This is a genomic window from Pseudoalteromonas sp. SWYJZ19, from assembly GCF_015864375.1.
GTDB lineage: Bacteria > Pseudomonadota > Gammaproteobacteria > Enterobacterales > Alteromonadaceae > Pseudoalteromonas > Pseudoalteromonas arctica.
On the sequence record NZ_JADYXI010000002.1, the window covers coordinates 34,462 to 58,701 of the forward strand.

Below are 24,240 nucleotides of genomic sequence, written 5' to 3' on the forward strand. Positions count from 1 at the left end.
ATGAGTACAGAATTACTGATCAATGTCACACCGAGCGAAAGCCGTGTTGCCCTAATAGAAAACGGTGTACTGCAAGAAATACAGCTAGAGCGAATTGGTAATCTAGGTATTGTAGGCAATATTTACCTAGGAAAAATAAGCCGTGTACTTCCGGGTATGCAGGCTGCTTTTGTTGATATCGGCCTTGAAAAAGCGGCATTTTTACATGCATCCGATATTGTAAATAGTGCCTCTATTGTTGAAGGCGTAGACGACGTACCAATAAAAAAAGTACAAGACATTAGAGAGTTAGTTCGTCAAGGCCAATACATTATGGTGCAAGTGGTAAAAGATCCGCTAGGCACTAAAGGCGCAAGACTCACCACAGATATAACTATTCCTTCTCGCTATTTAGTGTTTATGCCAGATGCGACCCATGTAGGGGTTAGTCAGCGTATTGAAACTGAAGAAGAGCGCTCACGCCTTAAAAAAATAGTCGCAGAATATGGCGATGAAAATGGCAGCTTTATTGTACGTACAGCAGCCGAAGGCGCTAGCGAAGCAGAATTACGACACGATGCCGGTTTTTTAAGAAAACTGTGGGAAAAAATTACAGCTCGTCGCAAAAAAACCAGTAAAGCCAGTATCCTACACGAAGATTTAACGCTTGCCTTTAGAACCCTACGTGACTACGTAGGTGAAGACATGGAGCGCATTCGCGTTGACTCTAAACTTACTCATGAAGAACTAAAGTTATTTACAGAAGAGTTTGTCCCACAGCTTTCTCAAGTACTTGAGTACTATCCTGGTGAGCGACCTATATTTGATTTGTTTGACGTTGAAAACGAAATTCAAAAAGCACTACATCGCAAAGTTACCTTAAAATCGGGCGGTTATATAATTATTGACCAAACTGAAGCAATGACGACTGTTGATGTTAATACTGGTGCATTTGTGGGACATCGTAATTTAGAAGAAACAATTTTTAATACCAACGTAGAAGCAACCTCTGCAATTGCTCGCCAGCTTAGGCTGCGTAATTTAGGCGGTATTATCATTATCGACTTTATAGATATGGTAAGTGAGGATCATAAGCGCCGAGTATTACATTCACTTGAATCAGCACTCGCTAAAGATCGCACTAAAACAAATATCAATGGGCTTTCAGCACTTGGGCTTGTTGAAATGACGCGTAAACGTACACGCGAAAGCTTAGAACATATTTTATGTGATGTATGCCCGGCGTGTTCTGGTCGTGGATCGCAAAAAACAGTTGAAACAGTGTGCTACGAAATACTGCGTGAAATAGTACGCGTTAATCGAGCATACGCTGCCGATAAGTTTATGGTATATGCAGCGCCAGCTGTAAGTGAAGCCTTACTAAACGACGAGTATCATAACCTTGCCGAGCTTGAACTATTTATTGGTAAGCAAGTCAATATTCAAACAGAGAGCTTATACAGCCAAGAACAGTTTGATGTGGTAATGATGTAATGAAAGCAAAAGCGGTCTGTTTTTTTTGTTTTAGAAAATTATGGCAGACCTGCGCCATAATTTTGGTATTACTGGCCGTTATTGTTTCAATTTTAAAATATACCCTTCCGTATGCAAACGAATACAAAGGGAATATAGAAAGCTATTTACACGAAAAGTTTGAAATAAGCTTATCTATAGGTGAAATATCAGCTAGTTGGCAGGGCAGTGGTCCTGCATTAGTACTAGAGAATTTATCGTTTAAAGATAACGAAACTGCACCAATATCACTCACCATTGCTAAAACCAGCTTAGAGCTAAACTTATGGGAAAGCTTAAAAGCGCTGCAACTTAGATCTAATTATTTTGTTATTAATGGTTTTCATACCAGTGTAAATATTACCAACTTATTTAAAACCGGTGACAACGACGAAGTCTCTTTTGAGCAAAAAGAGCTAATTGAAGAACTGTTTTTGGGTAAAACGGGTCATTTTGCAATAGAAAATTCCAGTATTAACTTTGTTCTAGAAGACGGTAAAGAGCGTAAGTTACTCCTCAAAAATATTGTTTGGCAAAATGAAGATGAGCAGCATCTTGGTAGTGGGAGCTTAGCATTGCCGGGTATTTCGGTCGGTGATTTTGATGCGCGCATAGCACTTACTGGCGATACCCTAGAGCAAGTTGCGGGCGACATTTATGTGCAGGCTAACAAAGTCGATGTATCTAACTGGTTAGCGCAATATATAAATACGCAAAAGCAACAACTGCATAGCGATATTAATTTACAAGCGTGGCTAAAACTAGATAAAGGTTTTGTAAGCGATATAAAAATGCAGTGGCTACCAAGCTTTGTGCGTTGGCAGCGAGAAGAGCAAAGCCAACAAGTTAGTTTGAGTGAAGGTGGCTTTCACTTATACCCAGATCAAAATAGCTGGCACTTAAAAAGCACAGGTTTAACATTTAATAGTAACGATAAAGCATGGCCAAGTTTAGAGTTTGAAGCTCAACTAGGGGCGAAAAATGAAGTGTGGCTCCATCAAGTTGATTTTGAATTACTGAGTAACCTAGCAGGGCTAAGTAATTTTAATGCACTTGAACCATTTTTAGAGCGCCAACCTAGTGGGCAAATAGATCAAGCTTATTTAAATTTCTCTAATGCACAGCAATGGCAATTATGGTTTGAGGCTGACAATATTGGCTGGCAAGAATTAAGGTCGGTACCTGCAGCACAAGGACTTAGAGTAAATGGTTTACTTAATCAAAGTAGTGGTCGAATAAATTTATTTGGTGAAAATGGCACATTAGTTACAGGTGAAAGCTTTAGTAACGACATAAATTATAATCAGCTAAATGTAGAGCTAGATTTAGCTAAGCGAGATGATGGCTGGCATATAAGTAGTGACAATATATGGTTTGATAATGATGAAGTCACTCTTGCTGCAGAATTACAAATTAGTCTAACAGATGATCCTCGATTAGATCTTTACGCTGAAGCCTTCGCCACAGATGCCAAAATTGCAGGTCGTTACTTCCCATTAAAAGCAATGAGCCCTGAGCTCGTTAGCTATTTAAATGGCGCAATTAAAGGCGGAGAAGTATCTAAAGCACAAGTCTTATTTGCAGGACCTTTATCTGGTTTTCCATTCACCGGTGGTAGTGGCCAGTTTGGTGTATTAGCGCAAATAGACAACGCAACCTATGAGTTTGATCCTGATTGGCCTTTGGTCACCAATGCCGACGTACAGCTACATTTTGATAATGAGCGTATGGACATATATAGCCAGCAAGGTAAGTTGGTTAATTTAGATATTGGTAATAGTGTACAGGTAAGCATTGCAGATTTAATGCATGCTGATGAACTTATTGTGCAAATTGATAAAAAAGCACAAATGGAAAAGTTACATGACTTTTTTGCAGCGACACCTATTGCCAAACCTCTTGCTGAAATTTTTAAAGTTGTGCAGGGCAAAGGCGAAGCCGATGCCAGTATTGAGCTTTTAGTAGGCTCAAAGTTTAAAGGCGGGGCCAGTGTTAGCGGCAAGGTTAATTTAAATGACTTGCCAGTATTTATAGCAACGCCAGGGATTGAGCTTAAAAACTTAACTGGCGAGCTTAATTTTAAAAACGACAATATCACACTTAAAAATGCGACTGCGAAATGGTTGGGCATGCCGCTAACTATTAATTACAGCAGTAAAAGTGATGAAAAAAATTACCAAGCAAACATAGATATAAACGCCAAAATTGACGCCGATACACTAATAGATAGTGGGAAAGGTATATTAAAAAATTATTTAAGCGGGCAAAGTGATGTTGATATTGGCTTAGTACTTAATTTTACCGAGCAAGGCTTTAATTACCGTGCACAGGTAAACTCAGAACTACTTGGCTTAACGAGTAACTTACCCGCACCTTATAATAAAAATAGCGAACAAATGTGGGCGCTTGATGCGGTAGTACAAGGTGATGATATTTCTAATCTCATTACAGCAAACGCTAATCAACTGTTTTACTTTAATGCTATTTTAGAAAATGGAAAATCACAGTTTAGTAATGTCCATTTTGTGCTCGGAAAACAAGATTTAGGATTAAACCAAAAAGACTTAAGCGTAAATATAAATCTTGAACATAGTGAACTAGTGCCTTGGTTTGATCTGATTGATCAAATAATTAATGCTGGTAAAGCAAACCCAGATCAAGAATCAAAAGGGATTATGCCACCGCTTAATGAGGTGGTCGCAAATATAGGTTTACTTGATGCGAGTAACATCATTTTTAATGATTTTGAAATGCGTTTAGCACCATCAAAAGACGATTTATACCTAAAGCTAAATGCTAAAGAACTTAGAGCTGGGGTTTTTATCCCTACATCACAGCCTAGCCAGCCCATACGAATTAATGCCGATTACTTAAGGCTTAATTTTGCACCGCACAATGAGCAAGCACTTGAAATAACAGATGTACTTCCTGAGAAAGACTTGAGCTGGCTTACTAAAATACCTGCTATTGAGTTTGAATGTAGTGATTGCAAAATTGACCGCTACCAACTTGATAAAGTGAGTGCGTCATTATTAGGTGATGGAGAGCGTTTATCAATATCAGAACTTGTAGTCGATAAAGGCGATCATGTGCTGCGCACTAAAGGGCAGTGGCAAAATGGATTAACAACGCTAAGTGGCGAGCTTAAAAGTGATGACATAGGCGCATTGTTTGGTGAGTTTGATATAACCTCCGCGATTAAAGACTCAAAAGCCGATCTAAATTATGATCTTACTTGGCAAGCAGCACCTTATAATTTTGATGTGAAAAGTTTAAGTGGCGAGATAGCTTGGGATTTAGGAGAAGGTCACTTAACTGAAGTTAGCGATGGCGGGGCACGCGTATTTTCGTTACTGAGCCTTGATTCATTAGTACGCAAGCTGAAACTTGATTTTAGAGATGTATTTTCAAAGGGCTTTTTTTATAACAGCATGCAAGGCACTATGCAGTTAGAAAATGGTATCGCTTACACTAAAGATACCAAAATGGACGGCGTACCTGCCGATTTAACCATTAAAGGTTATGCAAATTTAAACACGCTTGATATAGATTATGACCTTGCTGTTGCGCCGCAGGTAACCTCGAGTATTCCGGTTATAGTTGCATGGATGGTAAACCCAGTAACAGGGCTTGCTGCCTTAGCAATTGATAAAGTTATTCATTCTGCGCGCGTCATCTCAGAGATCAACTTTAAAGTAACGGGTAAAATGAACGATCCTATTGTTCAAGAACTCGACAGAAAAAGTCGTGAAGTTACGCTTCCTCAAGCTGCGCAAAATCAGCCACAAGCATCAGTCGATTTAAAACTTAAAGATGCACAAGTAACAGTAACGCAATGAACAAAACTGAAATACTAAGCACTCCCACAATAGTTGCCCTGCAAATGTGTTCAGGGCTAAACCCTGATGACAACATAGCAAGCTTAAAGCGTGCACTTAAAACACTCCCCGCAACAAGACCATTACTTGTTTGTTTGCCTGAGGCTTTTTTAGTGTTTAGTAAAAGTGGTAACGATACGTTACGTGTTGCTAAGCAAGTTGAGCGATACAAACTACAACTTAGTGAATTGTGCCAACACCATAATATTTGGTTAAATGCAGGGACAATGCCTGAGCCATTTAACGAACATAAATATTATGCAGCATCGCACTTATATAATAATCAAGGCGAGCTGGTTGCAACGTATAACAAAATACATTTATTTGATGTAAACGTAGATGACAAAACCGGTAGCTACCGAGAGTCAGATTTTACCCAAGCAGGTAGCGATGTGGTTGTTGTTGATTCTCCCTTTGGTAAAATAGGCTTAACAGTATGTTATGATCTGCGCTTTAGTGGCTTATTCAACGAACTAGTACGCCAAGGCGCCGATATTATTTTAGTACCAAGTGCATTTACAGTCGTCACAGGACAAGCGCATTGGCAGCCATTATTAGCAGCTCGCGCAATAGAAACACAATGTTATGTAGTTGCAGCAGCTCAGTACGGTACACATGAAAATGGCCGACAAACATATGGCCACAGTATTATTATTTCGCCTTGGGGAAGTATCCTGAGTGAATTGCCAACAGGCACCGGTTTTATAAGCTGCAACGCAGATTTAGACCAGTTACAAAAAATTAGACGAGATATGCCCGTGCAGTCTCATCAACGATTTAGAGAGCATTTATTATGAATTCGGTTGAACAGCATTTACTACACGACAGCCAGCTAAATAGAGAAGAGCTCGAAAAAACGCTCGCTTACATACATCAGCATAAAGTGGATTACGCCGATTTATATTTTCAATCTAGCCACCACGAATCATGGGTGCTTGAAGACGGCTTAGTTAAAGAAGGCTCTTATAACGTTGAACGTGGCGTTGGTGTACGTGCTGTAAGCGGCGAAAAAACAGGTTTTTCTTACTCTGATGCAATAAATCTTGAAGCACTTAATAAAGCGGCTACAGCGGCTCGTAGTATTGCAGATGCCGGCGAAGATAGAGCGATTAAAGTATTTAGTGATGTTAAAGCTAAAGAGCAGTTTGCACCGCACCAGCCAATTTCGAGTATGAGCGATACCGACAAGGTGAGCTTATTACGCGAACTTGAAAACTATATTCGTGAGCTAGCACCCGATGCAGAGCAAGTAATTAGTTCAATGTCAGCGGTATACGAAGAAGTATTAATCGCAGCAAGTGATGGTACGTTTGCCACCGATATTCGCCCGCTTATTCGTTTAAACTGCTCAGTACTGCTTGAAAAAAATGGTCGCCGTGAACGCGGTGGAGCAGGTGGTGGTGCACGTTTAGATTATGGTTACTTTAAAGAAATTGTTGACGGTAAACCGCGTTGGATGGAGTTTGCCGAAGAAGCAGTACGCCAAGCTAAAGTAAATCTTGAGGCTATTGATGCACCTGCAGGCACGATGGAAGTTGTACTTGGTAATGGTTGGCCTGGCGTGCTTTTACACGAAGCGGTAGGGCACGGACTTGAAGGCGACTTTAATCGCAAAGGCGCGTCTGCGTTTAGTGGTAAAGTGGGCCAAAAAGTAGCATCTGAGCTGTGTACAGTTGTTGATGATGGCACCATGGCCGATCGCCGTGGCTCACTTAATGTAGATGACGAGGGCACACCAGCCGCTTACAACGTACTCATCGAAAACGGTATTTTAAAAGGCTATATGCAAGATAAGCTAAACGCGCGTTTAATGGGTGTAAGCCCTACCGGTAACGCTCGTCGTGAGTCGTATGCACATTTACCAATGCCTCGCATGACTAACACCTACATGTTAGGTGGTGAGCACAGCCAAGCCGATATTATAAGCTCAGTTAAAAAAGGGGTATTCGCGCCTAACTTTGGCGGCGGACAAGTTGATATAACGTCTGGTAAGTTCGTATTTAGCGCATCAGAAGCGTATTTAATCGAAAATGGTAAAATTACCCAACCAATTAAAGGCGCAACGCTTATTGGTAACGGCCCAGAAGTAATGCAGCAAATATCTATGGTTGGTAACGACTTAGCGCTTGATAAAGGTGTTGGTGTTTGTGGTAAAGATGGTCAAAGCGTACCCGTAGGCGTAGGCCAACCAAGCTTAAAAATAGATCAGTTAACAGTGGGCGGTACAGCATAAACAATATGAGCGCGAAGTAAGTTCGCGCTTTTTGTTTTAATGAAGGCGGGGTTTATGCCTCTCCTTCATCCTCTTTATTTTTTTCAGCCTCTTTGTACCATAACGCAAAAAAGCACTCTGTTAATTTGTGCTCTATCTCAAGCGCCTTTTCTGTCGGGCAAAACAAGGTAAAGCTTGCTTTAAATTCACCTAAATCGGTTGTACCAAAGTGAATTACTGGTTCTGGGCCAGATATTTTTGCATCAAGTTTACGCTCAATCATCGAATTATAACGGCTTGCTACTTCTTGAAACTCTTCGCAATACAGCTTAGCTTGCTCAGTTAATGTGTCGTGAATAGGGTACGGATTAAAGCTTTCTCTTCGGACAATAATAAAATGATGTGTAACAAAGCGTTTTACAAAGTTTAAGTTTTTAATAGAGCTGGTAATCAGCTTATTATTAGGAATATATATGGTTTTTCTTGAAAATTGATAAGTATGTATATCAATTTCATGCATGGTTGTTTTTATCCAATCCGTTTCAGCTACTTCACCAAAGTAATCACCCACTTGTATCCAGTCACCTACTCTAAATGGGCGAGTTGTTACGAGGTAAAAAAAGCCTATAACACACTGAATAAACTCACGCGTTGCAAGTACAATCGCTACAGCAAAAGCAGCAATAGAAAGTGCAAAGTTTTGAATTTCAGTAGACCATACAAATAGCAGCGATATCATCATTACAAAATTAATAAAATGCTTAATATTGTGTGCGATGTAACGAATATCTTTTTCTTTTTTTTCTGCGCGATTTTTAGCCAGCTTATCAACAAGTACTTTTAGTACAAATGCAATTGTGATCATTACAATTGAAAGAAGAAACGGATGCAGCAATATATCTTTAGTCATAATATCCAATTAAACGCGAGTTGATAAAAACAGGCTCAGTATATTGATTTATTAAACCAATTAGCAAATTTAGTGCAAAAAAAGTAACCAATAAAAATGGAGAAACGCTATTGAGTTACTTCATCAGTGCAATGTTTGTGATTTTTAGCCATTCTTTTTCGGCATATGAGTACAAGCTCAATGGCTGAAATAAAAATCAAAGTATAGCCAAGCGTTTCTATACCTTCTTCAACAATGTTTTTTACCGCACGTACATAGTCATCACCCATTACTGAATGCCAAAATGCGCCTTTGCCCATCATTCGCGAAAATGCGAGTAAAGTAACCATGCCTGATAAGCAAATTCCATAACTAGGAGTGAAGCTATAGGCTTTTAAAGCGTTAAAAATACTTCCTTTGTTTGTTATTAAATAAACAAACACGCCAGCTAAAATTGAATAGACGATACTTTGCCAAGCGCCATCAAAAAAGTATAAGTCGAGGTAGGTATCAAACTCTCTCACAAACATCATTGCCGATAACGCAGCAAGTAATACTGCCGGTATTTTGAGTTGAAAGTTAATTCGCGAAGCATAAAAAAATAAAATACAACTTAAAAAAGTTAAAACATCTTGCATATGTTCGGTAAGAGTTTCTTCACTGTAAAGTGCATACTGTTTTAATTCAAACCCTTCAAGTTGAATTAAATGAGCAACACCCGCTAGGCATAATAAATAAATAAAAGATCGCAGTAAAAACATAAATAACCAAGAGAAACTATAAATGCGCGAGATTCTAATTGTAAAAATGCCTTAAAGCCAAAACAAAATTTAAACTTTTAATATTTTTATCGGTCTAAAATTTTTGCTGTTAAAATAATGGCTTAGATATTTATTTAATGTTGAATGGATGTTTTTAATGTGACGTTTTAAGTGGTTTGTTGTGCAAAATATAACAAGCATTAAAAAGCCCTTACTAATTACTTAGTAAGGCTTTTTATAATTGAGCGCTTAGAGCTTAGAGCTTAGAGCTTAGAGCTTAGAGCTTAGCGCATCGTTACAAATTCTTCCGAGCCTGTCGGATGAATCGCAACAACGGCATCAAAATCAGCTTTAGTAGCGCCCATTTTCATGGCAACGGCAAAACCTTGAATCATTTCATCAACCGCAAAACCAATACCATGTAGGCCAACTACTTTTTCGTCAGGGCCGGCACATACAAGTTTCATTTTACAAGGCTGGCGATGTTTAGTTACCGCTGTGTACATAGCCGTAAAACCAGATTGATAAATTTTAACGTTTTCTTCGCCGTACTGAGAAATAGCTTCTTGCTCAGTTAAACCAATAGTACCAATAGGTGGATGACTAAATACAACAGTAGGAACTAAGCTGTAATCCATTTTTAAATCATCAGGTAGTTCTTTATTAAATAAACGCTCAGATAAAGTACGCCCTGCTTTTACTGCTACCGGTGTAAGTTCAATACCATTTTCGATGATATCGCCAACCGCGTATACATTTTTAGCTGTGGTATTTTGATACTCATCAACTTTTACAAAACCATCGCTGTTAACTTCTACGCCGGCAGCAGCGACATTAATTGCGTCTGTTGTTGGCTGGCGGCCAATGGCCCAAATTACTTGGTCAACGTTATGAGTTTTGCCGTTATCTAAATGCAGTGTTACAGAGCCATCATCTTCTTTAACCAATTTATTTGGTACAGAGTGAGTATGTAAAGTAGGGCCTTCGGCAGCCATTACTTCAACAAGCGTATCTACAATATATGGGTCAAAACTACGAAGTGGGGCATGCTTACGTACAAATAAATGTGTTTCAGTACCTAAACCATGTAATACACCAGCAAGCTCAACGGCTATGTAGCCTGCGCCAATAACTGCAACGCGCTTAGGTTGCTCTTTTAGCTCAAAGAAGCCATTTGAATCGATACCGTGTTCAGCGCCTTCAATATGCGGAATGCTTGGGCGGCCGCCTACTGCAATTAATATATGATCGGCTGTGTAGTGCTCGCCGTTTACTTCAACTGTTTTATTATCTACAAATTTAGCAAAGCCTTTAATTACAGTAACGCCATTGCTAGCAAGGCCACTGTCATAACCTTTATGAATTCGGCCAATGTAGGCTTCACGGCTTTCTACTAGTTTGCTCCAATCAAAGCCTTTAACTTCAACATTAAAGCCGTAATCTGGGGCATATAAATTAATTGCTTCGGCAACCTGAGCACCGTGCCACATTACTTTTTTAGGTACACAGCCCACGTTTACACATGTGCCGCCCATGTGTTTTGCTTCTATAAGTGCTACTTTAGCGCCACGCATTGCCGCTCTATTTGCAGAGGCAATACCACCACTGCCACCACCGATTGCAATATAATCAAAGTGTTGTGTCATTTTATGTCCTTAGGCGTTGAGTTTTATGCGCATTAGCATAACATTAAGTTTTAAAAATAAAGAGTGTTTAGGTGACCTATGTTTAGTAAAAAAACATTCGAATTTCTTGCTCAGCTTGATAAAAACAATAATAGAGACTGGTTTAACGACCATAAATCACAGTATGAGGAATACGTAAGAGAGCCCGCTTTAGATTTCATTAGGCAAATGCAAGCACCACTTGCTGAGGTTTCTAGCCATTTTGTCGCATCAGATAAAAAAGTGGGCGGTAGTTTAATGAGAATCTATAAAGACGCGCGTTTTAGTAAAGATAAAACCCCGTATAAAATTAATGTAGGGATTCAATTTCGCCATTTTATGGGAAAAGACGTACACGCCCCGGGTTTTTACTTTCACTTAGCAAATGACGAATGTTTTGTAGGTGCTGGTATTTGGCGACCAGAATCAAAGGCGCTTAACGCAATTAGAACCTGCATAGATGAAAACCCAAATAGCTATAAAAAAGCAATTTATGATGAGCAATTTAAATCTATATTTGAAATGTCAGGAGAATCGCTAAAACGCCCGCCAAGAGGTTTTGAAAAAGAGCACCCCTTAATAGATGAGCTCAAACGAAAAGACTTTATAGCCATTAGCCCACTTACTCAAAAGCAAATATGCAGTAATAACCTAGTTGATACGGTGTTAGAACGTTATAAAGTGGCCGACTCATTAATGGGTTATTTGTGTTTTGCTCTGGAGCAACCTTATTAAAATTAAACAACTTAAAAGCGGCTGAGTTGTTTTTTTACTTTTAGACCCAATTTAAAACGTAATGCATTAACGCAAAGAGAGTATTTATGAGCAACCCATTAATTGGCCTTGAAGGCTTACCACCATTTTCAAAAATAAAGCCTGAGTACGTAGTACCAGCACTAAAAGACGGTATCGAGCTTTGTCGTAAAGCCATTGATGACGTGTTAGCTAAAGGCTCGTATACGTGGGATGACTTAGTATTACCCCTTGAAGAAGCTGACGATAAATTATCGCGCATGTTCTCCCCTGTATCGCATTTAAATTCAGTAATGAATAACGACGAATTACGTGAAGCTTACGAGCAGTGCTTACCGTTAATATCTGAATATTCAACATTTGTAGGTCAGCATCAAGGTTTATACAACGCGTATAATACGCTTTATAACAGTGACGAATTTAAAACGCTGACGACAGCACAACAAAAAACAATTACTAATGCGCTACGTGATTTTAAATTATCGGGTATTGCTCTGGTGGCAGAACAGCAAACACGTTACGGCGAAATTAGCGCGCGTTTATCAGAACTTGCCTCAAAATTTGGTAACAACGTAATGGATGCCACACTAGCTTGGCACAAGCATATTACTGATGAGAGTGACTTAGCAGGCTTGCCAGAATCTGCTTTAGCACTTGCAGCTGACACAGCAAAAAGTAAAGAATTAGAGGGTTGGTTATTTACACTCGATTTTCCATCATACTTACCAATAATGGCTTACGCAGATAACCGCGAATTACGCAGAGAAACCTATACCGCGTTTTCTACGCGCGCATCAGATCAAGGCCCTAACGCCGGTGAGTTTGATAACTCTGACATTATGAGTGAGGAGCTTGCGCTTCGTCATGAACTTGCACAGTTACTAGGGTTTAACAGCTACGCTGAAAAGTCACTCGCGACTAAAATGGCCGAAACACCAGAACAAGTATTCTCATTTTTAGAAGACCTAGCAGCTAAATCAAAACCACAAGCAGAGCAAGAAGTGGCTGAGCTAAAAGCCTATGCTGAGCAAAAACACGGTATTTCTGAATTAGAAGCATGGGATTTTGGTTACTACAGCGAAAAGCTTAAGCAAGAAAAATATGCAATTTCAGACGAAGTACTACGTCCTTACTTCCCAGCAAATAAAGTGCTTAGCGGCTTATTCGAAACTGTTAATCGCTTATTTGGTATTAGCGTAAAAGAAGTTACTGACTTTGATACTTATCACAAAGATGTACGCTTTTTTGAAATTGTAGATAGTAGCAATACTCTACGCGGACGTTTTTATCTCGATTTATATGCACGCGACCACAAACGTGGCGGCGCGTGGATGGATGACTGTATGGGTCGTAAAGTACGCGCTAACGGCGAACTACAAACTCCAGTGGCTTATTTAGTGTGTAACTTTAATAAGGCGGTTGGCGATAAACCTGCGCTGTTTACTCATGACGAAGTAACAACCTTGTTCCACGAGTTTGGTCATGGTATTCATCACATGCTTACACAGGTTGATGCTGCTCCTGTTGCGGGTATTAATGGCGTGGCGTGGGATGCGGTAGAGCTTCCTAGTCAGTTTTTAGAAAATTGGTGTTATGACGAAGAAGCCCTGAGCTTTATTTCAGGTCATTATGAAACGGGTGAGCCGTTACCTAAAGAGTTACTTGATAAGTTACTTGCTGCTAAAAACTATAACTCAGGCGTACAAATGCTACGTCAAATTGAGTTTTCGTTATTTGATTTTAAAATCCATAACGATTACAAAGTGGGTGAGCAATGCCAAATTCAAGCAGTACTAAACGATGTACGTAGCCGCACATCAATCGTTAAACCGCCTGAGTTTAACCGTTTTCAAAATGGTTTTAGCCATATTTTTGCCGGTGGTTATAGTGCAGGTTACTACTCGTATAAATGGGCTGAAGTACTCTCTGCTGATGCATTTTCTAAATTTGAAGAAGAAGGTATTTTTAACGCTGAAACAGGGCAAGCCTTCATGCAAAATATTTTAGAAAAAGGCGGTAGCGAAGAGCCAATGGAATTATTTAAAAAGTTCCGTGGTCGTGAGCCAAATGTCGACGCGTTACTACGCCATAGCGGTATTGCTGTTTAAAAATTAATATTTAGCACAAACCAAATTAAAGCGCCTATATGGCGCTTTTTTATTATTTTAAAATTATTATCTAATAATTTTTAGTAATTTCATCCTACCGTACTATGCTTTTAGCACACCTAATAAAATGGACTAAGGCATGGCAAAGTTGGTATTGGCAATTGATGACGACAAGTATGTTCATCATATAATTGAAGAGTCTTTAGCAGGGTTTTGTAAAATAATTCATGCAAAAGATGGCGATGAAGGATTAAGGCTAACCAATAAATACAACCCAGATATTATTTTACTCGATATTGAAATGCCAGGTATGTCAGGTTATGACGTATGTAAAACAATAAAGCAAAGTCAAAATACTCAGGATATTCCCGTTATGTTTCTCTCATCTAAAATAGAGCTAAGCGATCGGGTAAAAGGTTATAGCGTCGGCGCATCTGATTACATTACAAAACCTTTTAATGCAGAAGAGTTAATAGCGCGAATAAAGGTACTTTACGAATATAGGCAAAAATGCGCAAAACTAAAATTGGATATAGTAAAAGCGAATAAAACAGCTGAAATAGCAATGACAGAGTCAGGCGATATGGGGCGTATAATGCGCTACGTTGGACAAAGTTATCACGCTAATAACTTTCAATCGTTGAGTGAATACTTTTTTACCTTTTTTGCTCCTTTAAATTTAGATGTTGTGGTGGTGTTTTGGTATCAAGGAAAAGGTATTTTTTACAGCCAGCAAAGTGGTGTTTGCCCGTTAGAACAAGAGCTGCTTGAGCAACATCGAAATGCTCAACGATTTGTTGATATTGGTAGCAGCACTATCATTAATTATCCCAAAGTGTCCCTTTTGATAAAAAATATGCCCGTTGATAACGATGCTTTGTATGGGCGCTACAAAGATCTGTTCCCGCATATATTAGAAGTAACCAACGAGAAGATTGTTACCATGGAAAGAAGCGAAAGCAGTTATGAGCAGGCAGCTCAAATAAGTACAGCCCTTCAAGATATTGTTAAGCAGTTAACTACTCAAAATGTAGAGCAAAACAAAAGTACTAAAGAGTTTATAGAGCAGCTACATGAACTTGACTGCGCTATTAAGCTACAACAAACACAAGCAAACCCTGCGGATCTCACTTTATATATATCTCAATTGGATCAAACAATGCAGTTATTTGTATCGGCTAATAGTGATTTAGCCTTTATCAAATATCAGCTTAAACAAGTTGCCGAAAGCCGCAATGAACTTATATCCAATTTACGTACTAAAGCGGAAGCCGCAAAGGTCAATACGAATCATCATAGTGATATAGAGCTATTTTAGTGCTTTAAAGTAAAGCGGTTGATATACTACAGGCGTATTTTATCGTCGGAGTTTATTGTGGTTATTCAGTGTGCTTTTAAAGAGTTACGCCCTTATTTAAATGAATTAGAAACACGCTTTGGTTTAGCCCAATGGGCGCAAAATTGTAGTGGCTTTAGCTTACATTACGATGATAAAGGGTTAAGTCTATTTAAAACCGACGAGCCTAAGCTAGGTGCAATTAACGTTGATTTTGTAACCGGTGCTGCCGCCCATAGGCGTAAGTTTGGCGGTGGTAAAGGGCAAGCAATTGCCAAAGCGGTGGGTTTAAATAAAGGTGCAACGCCTGTTGTACTTGATGCTACCGCTGGTTTAGGGCGAGATGGTTTTGTACTTGCCTCGCTAGGGTGCAAAGTTATATTACATGAACGTCACCCGGTTGTAGCTGCACTTTTATACGATGGTTTAAAGCGAGCCTATAGCGATATTGAAATTGGTTTGTGGATGAAAGAAAACATGAGCCTAATATTTGGCTCAAGTCATACTTTGCTCTCTCAATGCGAAAGCATGCCTGATGTTGTTTATTTAGATCCCATGTTCCCGCATCGCGAAAAATCAGCATTAGTTAAAAAAGAAATGCGCGTATTCCAAGAACTTGTTGGTGCAGACAACGACGCTGACGACCTACTTGATTTTGCCTATCCACTTGCCAGTAAGCGCGTTGTTGTAAAACGCCCCGATTACGCCCCATTCTTAAACGAAAAAACCCCAAGTATGCAGATCAAAACCAAAAAGAACCGTTTTGATGTCTATGTAAAAGCGGCAATGGTTTAAGCATCAAAACAAATAGGCGTTATATCCCTAGAACTTATCCATGTAAGAATCGTTATATTGGGTTTGATCATAGGATCTAGCCTTTTGAATCTAGGATCTTATTACATTTTCATGTTAGAATTTGCGCAATTTTTTGGCATAGCAAAGTAGCACAGTAATGATCTTAGATGATATTCGCATTGTTTTAGTTAACACGTCACATTCCGGCAATATTGGTTCGGCGGCTCGCGCCATGAAAACCATGGGTTTATCAAAACTTTATTTAGTTGATCCTGCTTGCGAAATAGACAGCCAAGCAAGTGCATTAGCTGCAGGCGCAACTGATGTTTTAGGCAATGCAGTTATTGTAGGTACCGTTGAAGAAGCTATCGCTGACTGTACATTAACGATTGGCACAAGTGCGCGTTCTCGTACGCTTTCGTGGCCAATGGTTGAACCACGTGAATGTGGTGAAAAGCTCGTTGCTGAAGCCGTAAATGGTCCTGTAGCGCTAGTATTTGGTCGTGAAAACAGTGGTTTAACTAATGAAGAATTACAGCTTTGTAATTACCATGTATGTATTCCTGCTAATCCAGAGTACAGCTCGCTTAATTTAGCTATGGCCGTACAAACACTTAGTTACGAAACTCGCATGGCATTTTTAAATCAACAACCTAAAAAGGTTGAAGAAGACGATGCAGTTTACCCAAGCTCAAAGCAAACAGAGTTGTTTTATGATCACCTTGAAGACACGTTGTTTAAAACAGGTTTTATCATCAAGCAACACCCTGGTTTAGTTATGACTAAATTGCGCCGTTTGTTTAACCGAGCTCACCCTGAAGATGCTGAAATGAATATTTTACGCGGTATTCTCACCTCAATTAATAAGGCTATCCCTAAGTAACTTAGGTATAGCTATTAGTTATAAAAGACCTAGACTAATTAACGCGCTAATACTTGACTAAATTACTCAGGTAATTACAATGGCTGTAATACTTGACCAAAGAGGTCAAGTATTGAAAATTTGTTAACTCTACAATTTAAAAGTAAGAGTTTCTAAATCAAATTTTTATCAAGTGATAATACTTGACTAATTTACTCTGGTAATTAAAATTTGCACTCTTTTGTGCAGGGGGCGTTATGAAGTTAACATCAAAAGGCAGATATGCCGTTACAGCTATGCTGGATGTTGCACTACACACAGGTGTAGGTCCTGTAGCCCTTGCTGATATTTCACAAAGACAAGAAATTTCTTTGTCTTACCTTGAACAATTATTTGCTCGTTTACGTAAAAATGGCCTAGTAAGTTCTGTTCGTGGACCTGGTGGTGGTTATTTACTAGGGCGTGAAGCGAGCGTTATCTCTGTTGGCGATATTATTAGCGCCGTAGACGAATCGGTCGATGCAACACGTTGCCAAGGTGCCGATACCGGCTGTCAGAGTGGTATGCGTTGTTTAACACATAATTTGTGGTCAGACTTAAGCGCACGCATAGAAGAATTTTTGAATAATATTACCCTTGCTGAATTGGTGGAAAAATCAGATGTGAAAGAAATAGCATCGCGCCAAGATAACAGTATTAATAATGCAATTAAGCAGTTGGAAAACATTCAAGTAAGCTGTCAACTTTAAGGTTGACCTGCAGCGGAGAGAGAAATGAAGTTACCGATTTATTTAGATTACGCAGCGACCACGCCTGTTGACGAACGTGTTGCTAAAGAAATGATGCAATGCCTGACAATGGACGGTAAGTTTGGTAATCCTGCGTCACGCTCACACCGTTTTGGTTGGCAAGCAGAAGAAGCTGTTGACCAAGCACGTACAGATATTGCTGATTTAATTAATGCAGACCCACGTGAAATTGTTTTCACATCGGGTGCAACAGAATCAAATAACCTTGCTATTAAAGGTGCAGCACAGTTTTACAAGAAAAAAGGTAAGCACGTTATTACCGCTAAAACTGAGCACAAAGCTGTAATCGACACATGTCGTGAACTTGAGCGCCAAGGTTTTGAAGTAACTTACATGGACGTTGAAGAAAACGGCCTACTTGATTTACAAAAACTTGCCGACACAATGCGTGACGACACAGTACTTGTAAGCATTATGCACGTTAATAACGAGCTAGGTGTAATTCAAGATATCGCGACTATTGGCGAAATGTGTCGCGAACGTAAAATTATGTTCCACGTAGATGCAGCGCAAAGCGCGGGTAAAGTACTAATCGACGTGCAACAGCTTAAAGTTGATTTTATGTCGTTCTCTGCACATAAAGTGTATGGCCCTAAAGGTGTTGGTGCACTTTACGTTCGTCGTAAACCACGTGCTCGCCTTGAAGCGCAAATGCACGGTGGCGGACATGAACGCGGTATGCGCTCTGGTACACTAGCTACTCACCAATTAGTGGGTATGGGTACAGCGTTTAAAATTGCTAAGCAAGATTTCGAAAAAGATCACGCACACATCAGCGCCTTACGTAATCGTTTAATCGACGGCATTATGGCTGATATGGACGAAGTATACTTTAACGGCACGCAAGACCAATCAGTACCTGGCATTGTAAACATCAGCTTTAACTTTGTTGAAGGTGAGTCGTTACTTATGGCAGTAAAAGACATTGCAGTATCGTCAGGTTCAGCCTGTACATCTGCAAGCTTAGAGCCTTCTTATGTATTACGTGCACTTGGCCGTAACGACGAATTAGCACATAGCTCAATTCGTTTTAGTATTGGTCGCTTTACTACCGAAGAAGAGATTGATTACACCGTCGAATTAATGAAAAACTCTATCGGTCGCCTACGTGAGATGTCTCCACTTTGGGAGATGCATCAAGAAGGTATTGATTTAGATTCAGTTGAATGGGCTCACCACTAATAGTGTGAGCACATACCCTAGCAGGTAATGAGGATAGAATAATGGCTTATAGTGATAAAGTAATCGACCACGTAGAAAACCCACGTAACGTAGGTACTCTAGATAAGAATGATCCGTCAGTGGCAACGGGTATGGTAGGCGCACCAGCATGTGGTGACGTAATGAAATTGCAAATTAAAGTATCTGCCGAAGGCGTTATTGAAGATGCAAAATTCAAAACCTACGGTTGTGGTAGCGCAATTGCTTCATCTTCACTTGTAACAGAGTGGGTTAAAGGCAAAACGCTAGACGAAGCAGCGACAATTAAAAACACTGATATCAGTGCAGAGCTTGAATTACCACCAGTGAAAATTCACTGTTCAATTTTAGCCGAAGACGCAATTCAAGCAGCAATTGCAGACTACAAAAGCAAACAAGCGAAGTAAGAAGAGAAACTCATGGCAGTGACATTGACAGATGCGGCAGCAAACCGCGTACAATCATTTTTAGCAAACCGCGGTAAAGGTTTAGGCCTGCGCGTTGGCATTAAAACGACGGGCTGTTCAGGTCTTGCTTATGTACTTGAGTTTGTTGACGATTTAAACGAAGACGATGAAACTTTTGCGGCTAAAGGTGTAACATTAATTGTTGACGCTAAAAGCTTAGTTTACATCGATGGCACAGAGCTCGACTACACTAAAGAAGGCTTAAATGAAGGGTTTAAATTTAGAAACCCTAATCAAGCAGATGAGTGTGGTTGTGGCGAAAGCTTTACCGTTTAAGCTTAAAATATCTTTGTAGTATAAATAAGCCCTGCCAGTTAATGTAGGGCTTTGTTATTTCTGAATATTATTGGTTGAAGTTATGCGTTACTTTGAATTATTTGCAGTCCCCGTTGATTACAATATTGATTTAGCAACGGTTAACAAGCACTACTTGGAATTACAGCGTACTGTACATCCAGATCGCCACGCGAATGCGAGTAGCCGCGATAAGTTAATGGCAGTGCAAAGCGCCGCCGAAATTAACGATGCGCTACAAACATTAAAGCACCCAGTAAAACGTGCTGAATATATGCTGAGCGAGCTAGGCGTTGATATTCGTGCAGAGCAGCAAACCTTGCAAGATCCAATGTTTTTAATGCAGCAAATGGAACTTCGCGAAGAGCTTGAAGAGCTAACATCGTCGCGCGATCCTGATACCGCCATTGCAAATTTTGAAAAACAAATTAAGCAATTAAACACGCAGTACAGTGCACAACTTGCCGAGCAACTCGCAAGTAACGATGAGCAGCAATATCAACTTGCCGCAGATAATATTCGTAAACTGAAGTTTGTTTATAAGTTACGTGACGAACTAGAGCGTATTGAAGACAGTTTATTTGACGATTAATTACTTGCTGCAAAGCGAGCAACACGAGTTTAAAGAGCATTATGGCATTATTGCAAATTGCTGAGCCGGGGCAGAGCGCGGCACCACACGAACATAAACTAGCGATTGGTATTGACCTTGGTACAACTAATTCATTGGTTGCAACAGTGCAAAGTGGCGAAGCCCGCACGTTAACTGATGATCTTGGCGCGGCTATGTTACCGTCGGTTGTTCGTTATCAAGCAGGCGGTATTACTGTTGGCGCAGAAGCTGCAAAAGCAGCAACGCAAGACCCTGCCAACACGCTTATTTCGGTTAAGCGTTTTTTAGGTAAAACTCAGGCTGAAATAGAGCAAAGTTATGGCCAGCTACCGTATGAATTTTGTGAGCACAATGGTGCACTAGCAATAGAAACTGCGGCAGGTAAAATCAGTCCAATTAAAGCATCAAGCCATATTTTAGCTGCATTAAAAGCACGAGCTGAGCAAAGTTTTGGTAATCAAGAGATTTTAGGTGCTGTAATCACAGTACCAGCGTACTTTGATGACGCACAGCGCCAAAGTACTAAAGATGCCGCAGAACTTGCTGGTATTAACGTACTACGTTTATTAAATGAGCCAACAGCAGCAGCCGTTGCTTATGGTTTAGATTCTGGCCAAGAAGGTATTATTGCTGTTTACGATTTAGGCGGTGGTACATTTGATATATCAGTACTTAGATTACACCAAGGTGTGTTTGAAGTAATGGCAACTGGCGGCGACTCAAGCCTCGGCGGCGATGACTTTGACTCACTACTTGTTGATTACTTTAAGCAGCAAACTGGTGTGTCAGCGTTGTCACCTTCGGTTTTACGTTTATTCATCAATAAAGCAAAAGCGTGTAAAGAAGCATTAAGCCAATACGCTAAAGTAAACGTGGGTCTTGAGTTTGACGATCAAAAATACACAGTAGAAGTAACACGCGAAACGTTTGACGAAATGGCTATGCCTCTCGTTAAAAAAACACTGCGTTCGTGTCGTCGTGCTGTAAAAGATGCTGGCATAGAAAACGACGAAGTACTGCAAGTTATTATGGTAGGCGGTTCAACCCGTATGCCACTGGTACGTAGCCAAGTACAAAGCTTTTTTGATAAAGAGCCGCTAACTTCAATCGACCCTGATCGTGTTGTCGCTTTAGGTGCTGCGCTTCAAGCCGACGTGTTAATTGGCAATAAGCCCGATTCTGACATGTTATTGCTTGATGTATTACCGTTATCGCTAGGTCTTGAAACTATGGGTGGTTTGGTTGAAAAAATCATTCCGCGCAATACGACGATTCCGGTAGCACGCGCGCAAGAATTTACGACGTTTAAAGACGGCCAAACAGCTATGTCATTACATGTGCTGCAAGGCGAGCGTGAGCTTGTTGATGATTGTCGTTCGCTTGCTAAGTTTAGCTTAAAAGGTATTCCACCAATGGCGGCAGGCGCTGCGCATATTCGTGTAACCTTTAAAGTTGATGCTGATGGCCTATTAAGTGTTTCAGCTATGGAAAAATCAACAGGTGTACAAGCTGAGATTCAGGTTAAGCCTTCGTTTGGTTTATCTGACGACCAAGTAGCTAACATGCTAAAAGAGTCAATGAGCAACGCTAAAGGCGACATGCAAGCACGTATGCTTAAAGAGCAACAAGTAGAAGCGTTACGCGTAATAGAAGCGCTTAATGCATCACTTGCAGCCGATGCTGCATTACTTGACGATATGCAACTTGCTAACTTACGCGCTGAAATTGCAGAACTGGTAAAAGTGCGCGAAAATGCACAAGAGCCTGGCGAAATTAAAGCAGCTATCGAAAAAGTCGATAATGCGAGTAGCGACTTTGCATCGCGTAGAATGGATGCATCAATTAAAAAGGCCCTTACAGGGCAGTCAGTAGACAACATTTAAGAGAGATTAGAATGCCACAAATTGTTTTTCTTCCACATCCTGAATTATGTCCTGACGGCGCTGCAATTGAAGCTCCTACAGGCCAAACGGTACTCGACGCTGCACTTAAAAATGGCATTAGCATTGCACATGCCTGCGAAAAGTCGTGTGCATGTACTACGTGTCATTTAGTGATTCGTGAAGGATTTGATTCACTACAAGAGAGTGATGAGCTAGAAGATGACATGCTAGATAAAGCATGGGGTTTAGAGCCTGAGTCACGCCTTGGTTGCCAAGCAATTATAAGAGATGAAGACTTAGTGGTTGAAATACCTAAGTACAATCTCAATATCGTTAATGAAGAGCACTAGTTTTTAACGATGTATATATTAAAAGCCGCTGTTTGATACAGCGGCTTTTTTGTTTCAAAAAAGCATTTATAAACACGTAGCAGCGACTTTATGTCGCGTTTTTAAATCTCAAACGTTTTAAGTTAAATTTTTCTAATCTCAAACTTGAACATCAAAATGATCACGTATTTTTCAGATTATATAAACGCGGGGTAAACCCGCTGCTAAGAGTTCAACCCAATCCCTAAAATCTATTTCGGAGGTTTATTTTGAGTAATCTTATTTTCTCAGACTCATTTATTAACGGCGAATTTTATAAAACTGATACGCACTTTAGCGTTAACGATCCCGCGACCGAAAAAAGTATTGTTGATGTAAGCGATATTGACGAGCAGGGTGTAAATAGCGCAATAGCTGCAGCTCAAGGGGCTTTTGTTAAATTAAAAGCGACGAATGCCACCGAGCGAAGCGAAACGCTGATGCGCTGGTATGAGCTAGTTATAAAACACAAACAAACACTTGCAGAGCTTATGACCAAAGAGCAAGGCAAGCCGCTCAAAGAATCCCTTGGCGAAATTAACTACGGTGCAGGTTTTATCAAATGGTTTGCAGAAGAAGCCAAACGTAGTTACGGAGATGTAATTCCGCCAACAGATAACTCGCATCGTTTAACTAGCTTTAAGCAGCCTGTCGGTGTTGTAGCTGGTATTACGCCGTGGAACTTCCCTGTTGCTATGGTTACTCGTAAAGTAGCTCCAGCTTACGCTGCGGGCTGTAGCTTTATACTTAAACCTTCTGAACATACGCCACTATGCGCTATCGCACTTGCTTATTTGGCCGATCAAGCTGGTTTTGTTAAAGGTGCATTTAATGTACTGGTTTCACAAGATGCCAAAACAGTAGGTAAAATGCTGACTGACTCAGAAGTCGTGCGTAAGTTTACATTTACCGGCTCTACCGGTGTAGGTAAGCAGTTGCTATCTCAATGTGCAGACACAATTAAACGCACCTCGATGGAGCTTGGCGGCAATGCGCCTTTTATCATTTTTGATAATGCAGATTTAGATGAAGCTGTAGAAGGACTAATGGCGGCTAAATTTAGAAATAGTGGGCAGGCATGTGTTGCTGCAAACCGTATCTTTATACAGCGTAATATTCTCGACAAAGTACTGTCAAAAATCACGCCTAAGGTTGCAGCGCTAAAAGTGGCAAATGGTTTTGAAGACGATGTTGATATTGGCCCACTCATTTACCCTAAAGCCAAAGAGAAAGTACAACAGTTAGTACAAGACGCACTCGATAAAGGTGCTACGTTGATTGGCGATAATAGTGACTTAGGTGGCAGCTTTCAAAACCCATTAATAGTAAACAACGTAACGACAGAGATGGATATTTACCACGAAGAAGTATTTGGTCCAGTATTAACGGTTATTCCTTTTGATGAAGAAAGTGAAGTGCTTGCACTTGCTAACGATGTACCATTTGGTCTGGCAGCCTACTTTTACAGCAAAAATATTAAGCAAATTTACCGAATTAGTGAAGGGCTTGAATTTGGTATGGTAGGTGTAAACGAAGGTGTTATATCAAACCCAGTAGCGCCTTTCGGTGGCGTTAAACAATCTGGTTTGGGCCGAGAAGGTGGGCATCAAGGGCTGGATGAGTACCTAGAAGAAAAATACGTTTGTATTAAAATATAACGGCAGTTAAGTATACGAGCGCGAATTTACTTCGCGCTTTTTTATGACGTTAATATGGCAGATATATGAACTTTACCTTTTACTGTTGCTACCCAAAGCGCTAAATGCTACCTTTGGGAACATATTTTTTGTTAATAAAACAACATAAAAAAACAAATAAAAAGTAAAAGGATTTCTATAAGTAGAAATAACCCCGTGT

General features: G+C 40.1%; 20 protein-coding genes. 17 read left to right on the top strand and 3 right to left on the bottom strand.

The genetic code is table 11. From position 1 onward, the window contains the following. Genes rng through tldD form a run of 4 tightly spaced genes read left to right on the top strand, consistent with a single transcriptional unit; the run spans nt 1 to nt 7,602 of the window. Complete coding sequence (rng, locus tag I6F45_RS02065; protein ID WP_007586345.1) at nt 1–1,473, top strand: ribonuclease G; 1,473 nt, start codon at nt 1–3, stop codon at nt 1,471–1,473. Then, the gene (locus I6F45_RS02070; RefSeq protein WP_197159546.1) at nt 1,473–5,330 is read left to right on the top strand and encodes a YhdP family protein; all 3,858 of its coding nucleotides are present in this window, start codon (nt 1,473–1,475) and stop codon (nt 5,328–5,330) included. The genes rng and I6F45_RS02070 overlap by 1 nt, the downstream gene beginning before the upstream one ends. Further along, nucleotides 5,327–6,166 carry a carbon-nitrogen hydrolase family protein gene (locus I6F45_RS02075; protein WP_165739309.1) on the top strand — a complete coding sequence of 280 codons (840 nt, stop codon included), beginning with the start codon at nt 5,327–5,329 and terminating at the stop codon, nt 6,164–6,166. The genes I6F45_RS02070 and I6F45_RS02075 overlap by 4 nt, the downstream gene beginning before the upstream one ends. Next, nucleotides 6,163–7,602 carry a metalloprotease TldD gene (tldD, locus tag I6F45_RS02080; RefSeq protein ID WP_024594471.1) on the top strand — a complete coding sequence of 480 codons (1,440 nt, stop codon included), beginning with the start codon at nt 6,163–6,165 and terminating at the stop codon, nt 7,600–7,602. Before I6F45_RS02075 ends, tldD begins: the two co-directional genes overlap by 4 nt. Nucleotides 7,603–7,654: 52 nt before the next feature. On the opposite strand, the gene I6F45_RS02085 is transcribed toward tldD, so the two are convergent. The 3 genes from I6F45_RS02085 to gorA form a co-directional block, all read right to left on the bottom strand. Next, the gene (locus I6F45_RS02085) at nt 7,655–8,491 is read right to left on the bottom strand and encodes a mechanosensitive ion channel family protein (RefSeq protein ID WP_024594472.1); all 837 of its coding nucleotides are present in this window, start codon (nt 8,489–8,491) and stop codon (nt 7,655–7,657) included. Between the two features lie 107 nt (nt 8,492–8,598). Then, complete coding sequence (locus I6F45_RS02090; protein ID WP_024594473.1) at nt 8,599–9,231, bottom strand: hypothetical protein; 633 nt, start codon at nt 9,229–9,231, stop codon at nt 8,599–8,601. Nucleotides 9,232–9,515: 284 nt separating this feature from the next. Then, entirely contained in the window at nt 9,516–10,877 is a 1,362-nt protein-coding gene (gorA, locus tag I6F45_RS02095; RefSeq protein WP_024594474.1) for a glutathione-disulfide reductase, read from the bottom strand. 78 nt (nt 10,878–10,955) lie between these two features. On the opposite strand from gorA, the gene I6F45_RS02100 reads away from it, so the two are divergent. From I6F45_RS02100 to I6F45_RS02160, 13 genes are all read left to right on the top strand, one after another. Further along, nucleotides 10,956–11,630, top strand: coding sequence for a DUF2461 domain-containing protein (locus tag I6F45_RS02100; protein WP_197140450.1), 675 nt, complete (start codon nt 10,956–10,958; stop codon nt 11,628–11,630). Between the two features lie 86 nt (nt 11,631–11,716). Beyond that, on the top strand, nt 11,717–13,756 hold the full coding sequence (prlC, locus tag I6F45_RS02105; RefSeq protein WP_197159547.1) for an oligopeptidase A: 2,040 nt from the start codon (nt 11,717–11,719) through the stop codon (nt 13,754–13,756). A 139-nt stretch (nt 13,757–13,895) separates the two neighbouring features. Continuing rightward, nucleotides 13,896–15,074 carry a response regulator transcription factor gene (locus I6F45_RS02110; protein ID WP_197159548.1) on the top strand — a complete coding sequence of 393 codons (1,179 nt, stop codon included), beginning with the start codon at nt 13,896–13,898 and terminating at the stop codon, nt 15,072–15,074. Nucleotides 15,075–15,131: 57 nt separating this feature from the next. After that, on the top strand, nt 15,132–15,887 hold the full coding sequence (locus I6F45_RS02115) for a class I SAM-dependent methyltransferase (RefSeq protein WP_010554084.1): 756 nt from the start codon (nt 15,132–15,134) through the stop codon (nt 15,885–15,887). Between the two features lie 157 nt (nt 15,888–16,044). Then, complete coding sequence (trmJ, locus tag I6F45_RS02120) at nt 16,045–16,770, top strand: tRNA (cytosine(32)/uridine(32)-2'-O)-methyltransferase TrmJ (protein ID WP_024589846.1); 726 nt, start codon at nt 16,045–16,047, stop codon at nt 16,768–16,770. A 236-nt stretch (nt 16,771–17,006) separates the two neighbouring features. Further along, nucleotides 17,007–17,498, top strand: a complete 492-nt coding sequence (iscR, locus tag I6F45_RS02125; protein WP_007586371.1) for a Fe-S cluster assembly transcriptional regulator IscR — start codon at nt 17,007–17,009, stop codon at nt 17,496–17,498. A gap of 24 nt (nt 17,499–17,522) precedes the next feature. After that, nucleotides 17,523–18,740, top strand: coding sequence for an IscS subfamily cysteine desulfurase (locus I6F45_RS02130; RefSeq protein WP_002958425.1), 1,218 nt, complete (start codon nt 17,523–17,525; stop codon nt 18,738–18,740). 41 nt (nt 18,741–18,781) lie between these two features. Beyond that, the gene (iscU, locus tag I6F45_RS02135; protein ID WP_007377675.1) at nt 18,782–19,165 is read left to right on the top strand and encodes a Fe-S cluster assembly scaffold IscU; all 384 of its coding nucleotides are present in this window, start codon (nt 18,782–18,784) and stop codon (nt 19,163–19,165) included. Nucleotides 19,166–19,177: 12 nt separating this feature from the next. After that, nucleotides 19,178–19,501 carry an iron-sulfur cluster assembly protein IscA gene (gene iscA, locus I6F45_RS02140; RefSeq protein WP_007377674.1) on the top strand — a complete coding sequence of 108 codons (324 nt, stop codon included), beginning with the start codon at nt 19,178–19,180 and terminating at the stop codon, nt 19,499–19,501. Between the two features lie 82 nt (nt 19,502–19,583). Further along, the gene (gene hscB / locus I6F45_RS02145) at nt 19,584–20,111 is read left to right on the top strand and encodes a co-chaperone HscB (RefSeq protein ID WP_007586374.1); all 528 of its coding nucleotides are present in this window, start codon (nt 19,584–19,586) and stop codon (nt 20,109–20,111) included. A 41-nt stretch (nt 20,112–20,152) separates the two neighbouring features. After that, on the top strand, nt 20,153–22,015 hold the full coding sequence (gene hscA, locus I6F45_RS02150; protein WP_165741392.1) for a Fe-S protein assembly chaperone HscA: 1,863 nt from the start codon (nt 20,153–20,155) through the stop codon (nt 22,013–22,015). A gap of 11 nt (nt 22,016–22,026) precedes the next feature. After that, nucleotides 22,027–22,365: an ISC system 2Fe-2S type ferredoxin gene (fdx, locus tag I6F45_RS02155; RefSeq protein WP_007586379.1), complete on the top strand. Its 339-nt coding sequence runs from the start codon at nt 22,027–22,029 to the stop codon at nt 22,363–22,365. A gap of 248 nt (nt 22,366–22,613) precedes the next feature. Beyond that, nucleotides 22,614–24,041, top strand: a complete 1,428-nt coding sequence (locus I6F45_RS02160; protein ID WP_197159549.1) for an NAD-dependent succinate-semialdehyde dehydrogenase — start codon at nt 22,614–22,616, stop codon at nt 24,039–24,041. Nucleotides 24,042–24,240: the final 199 nt, after the last annotated feature.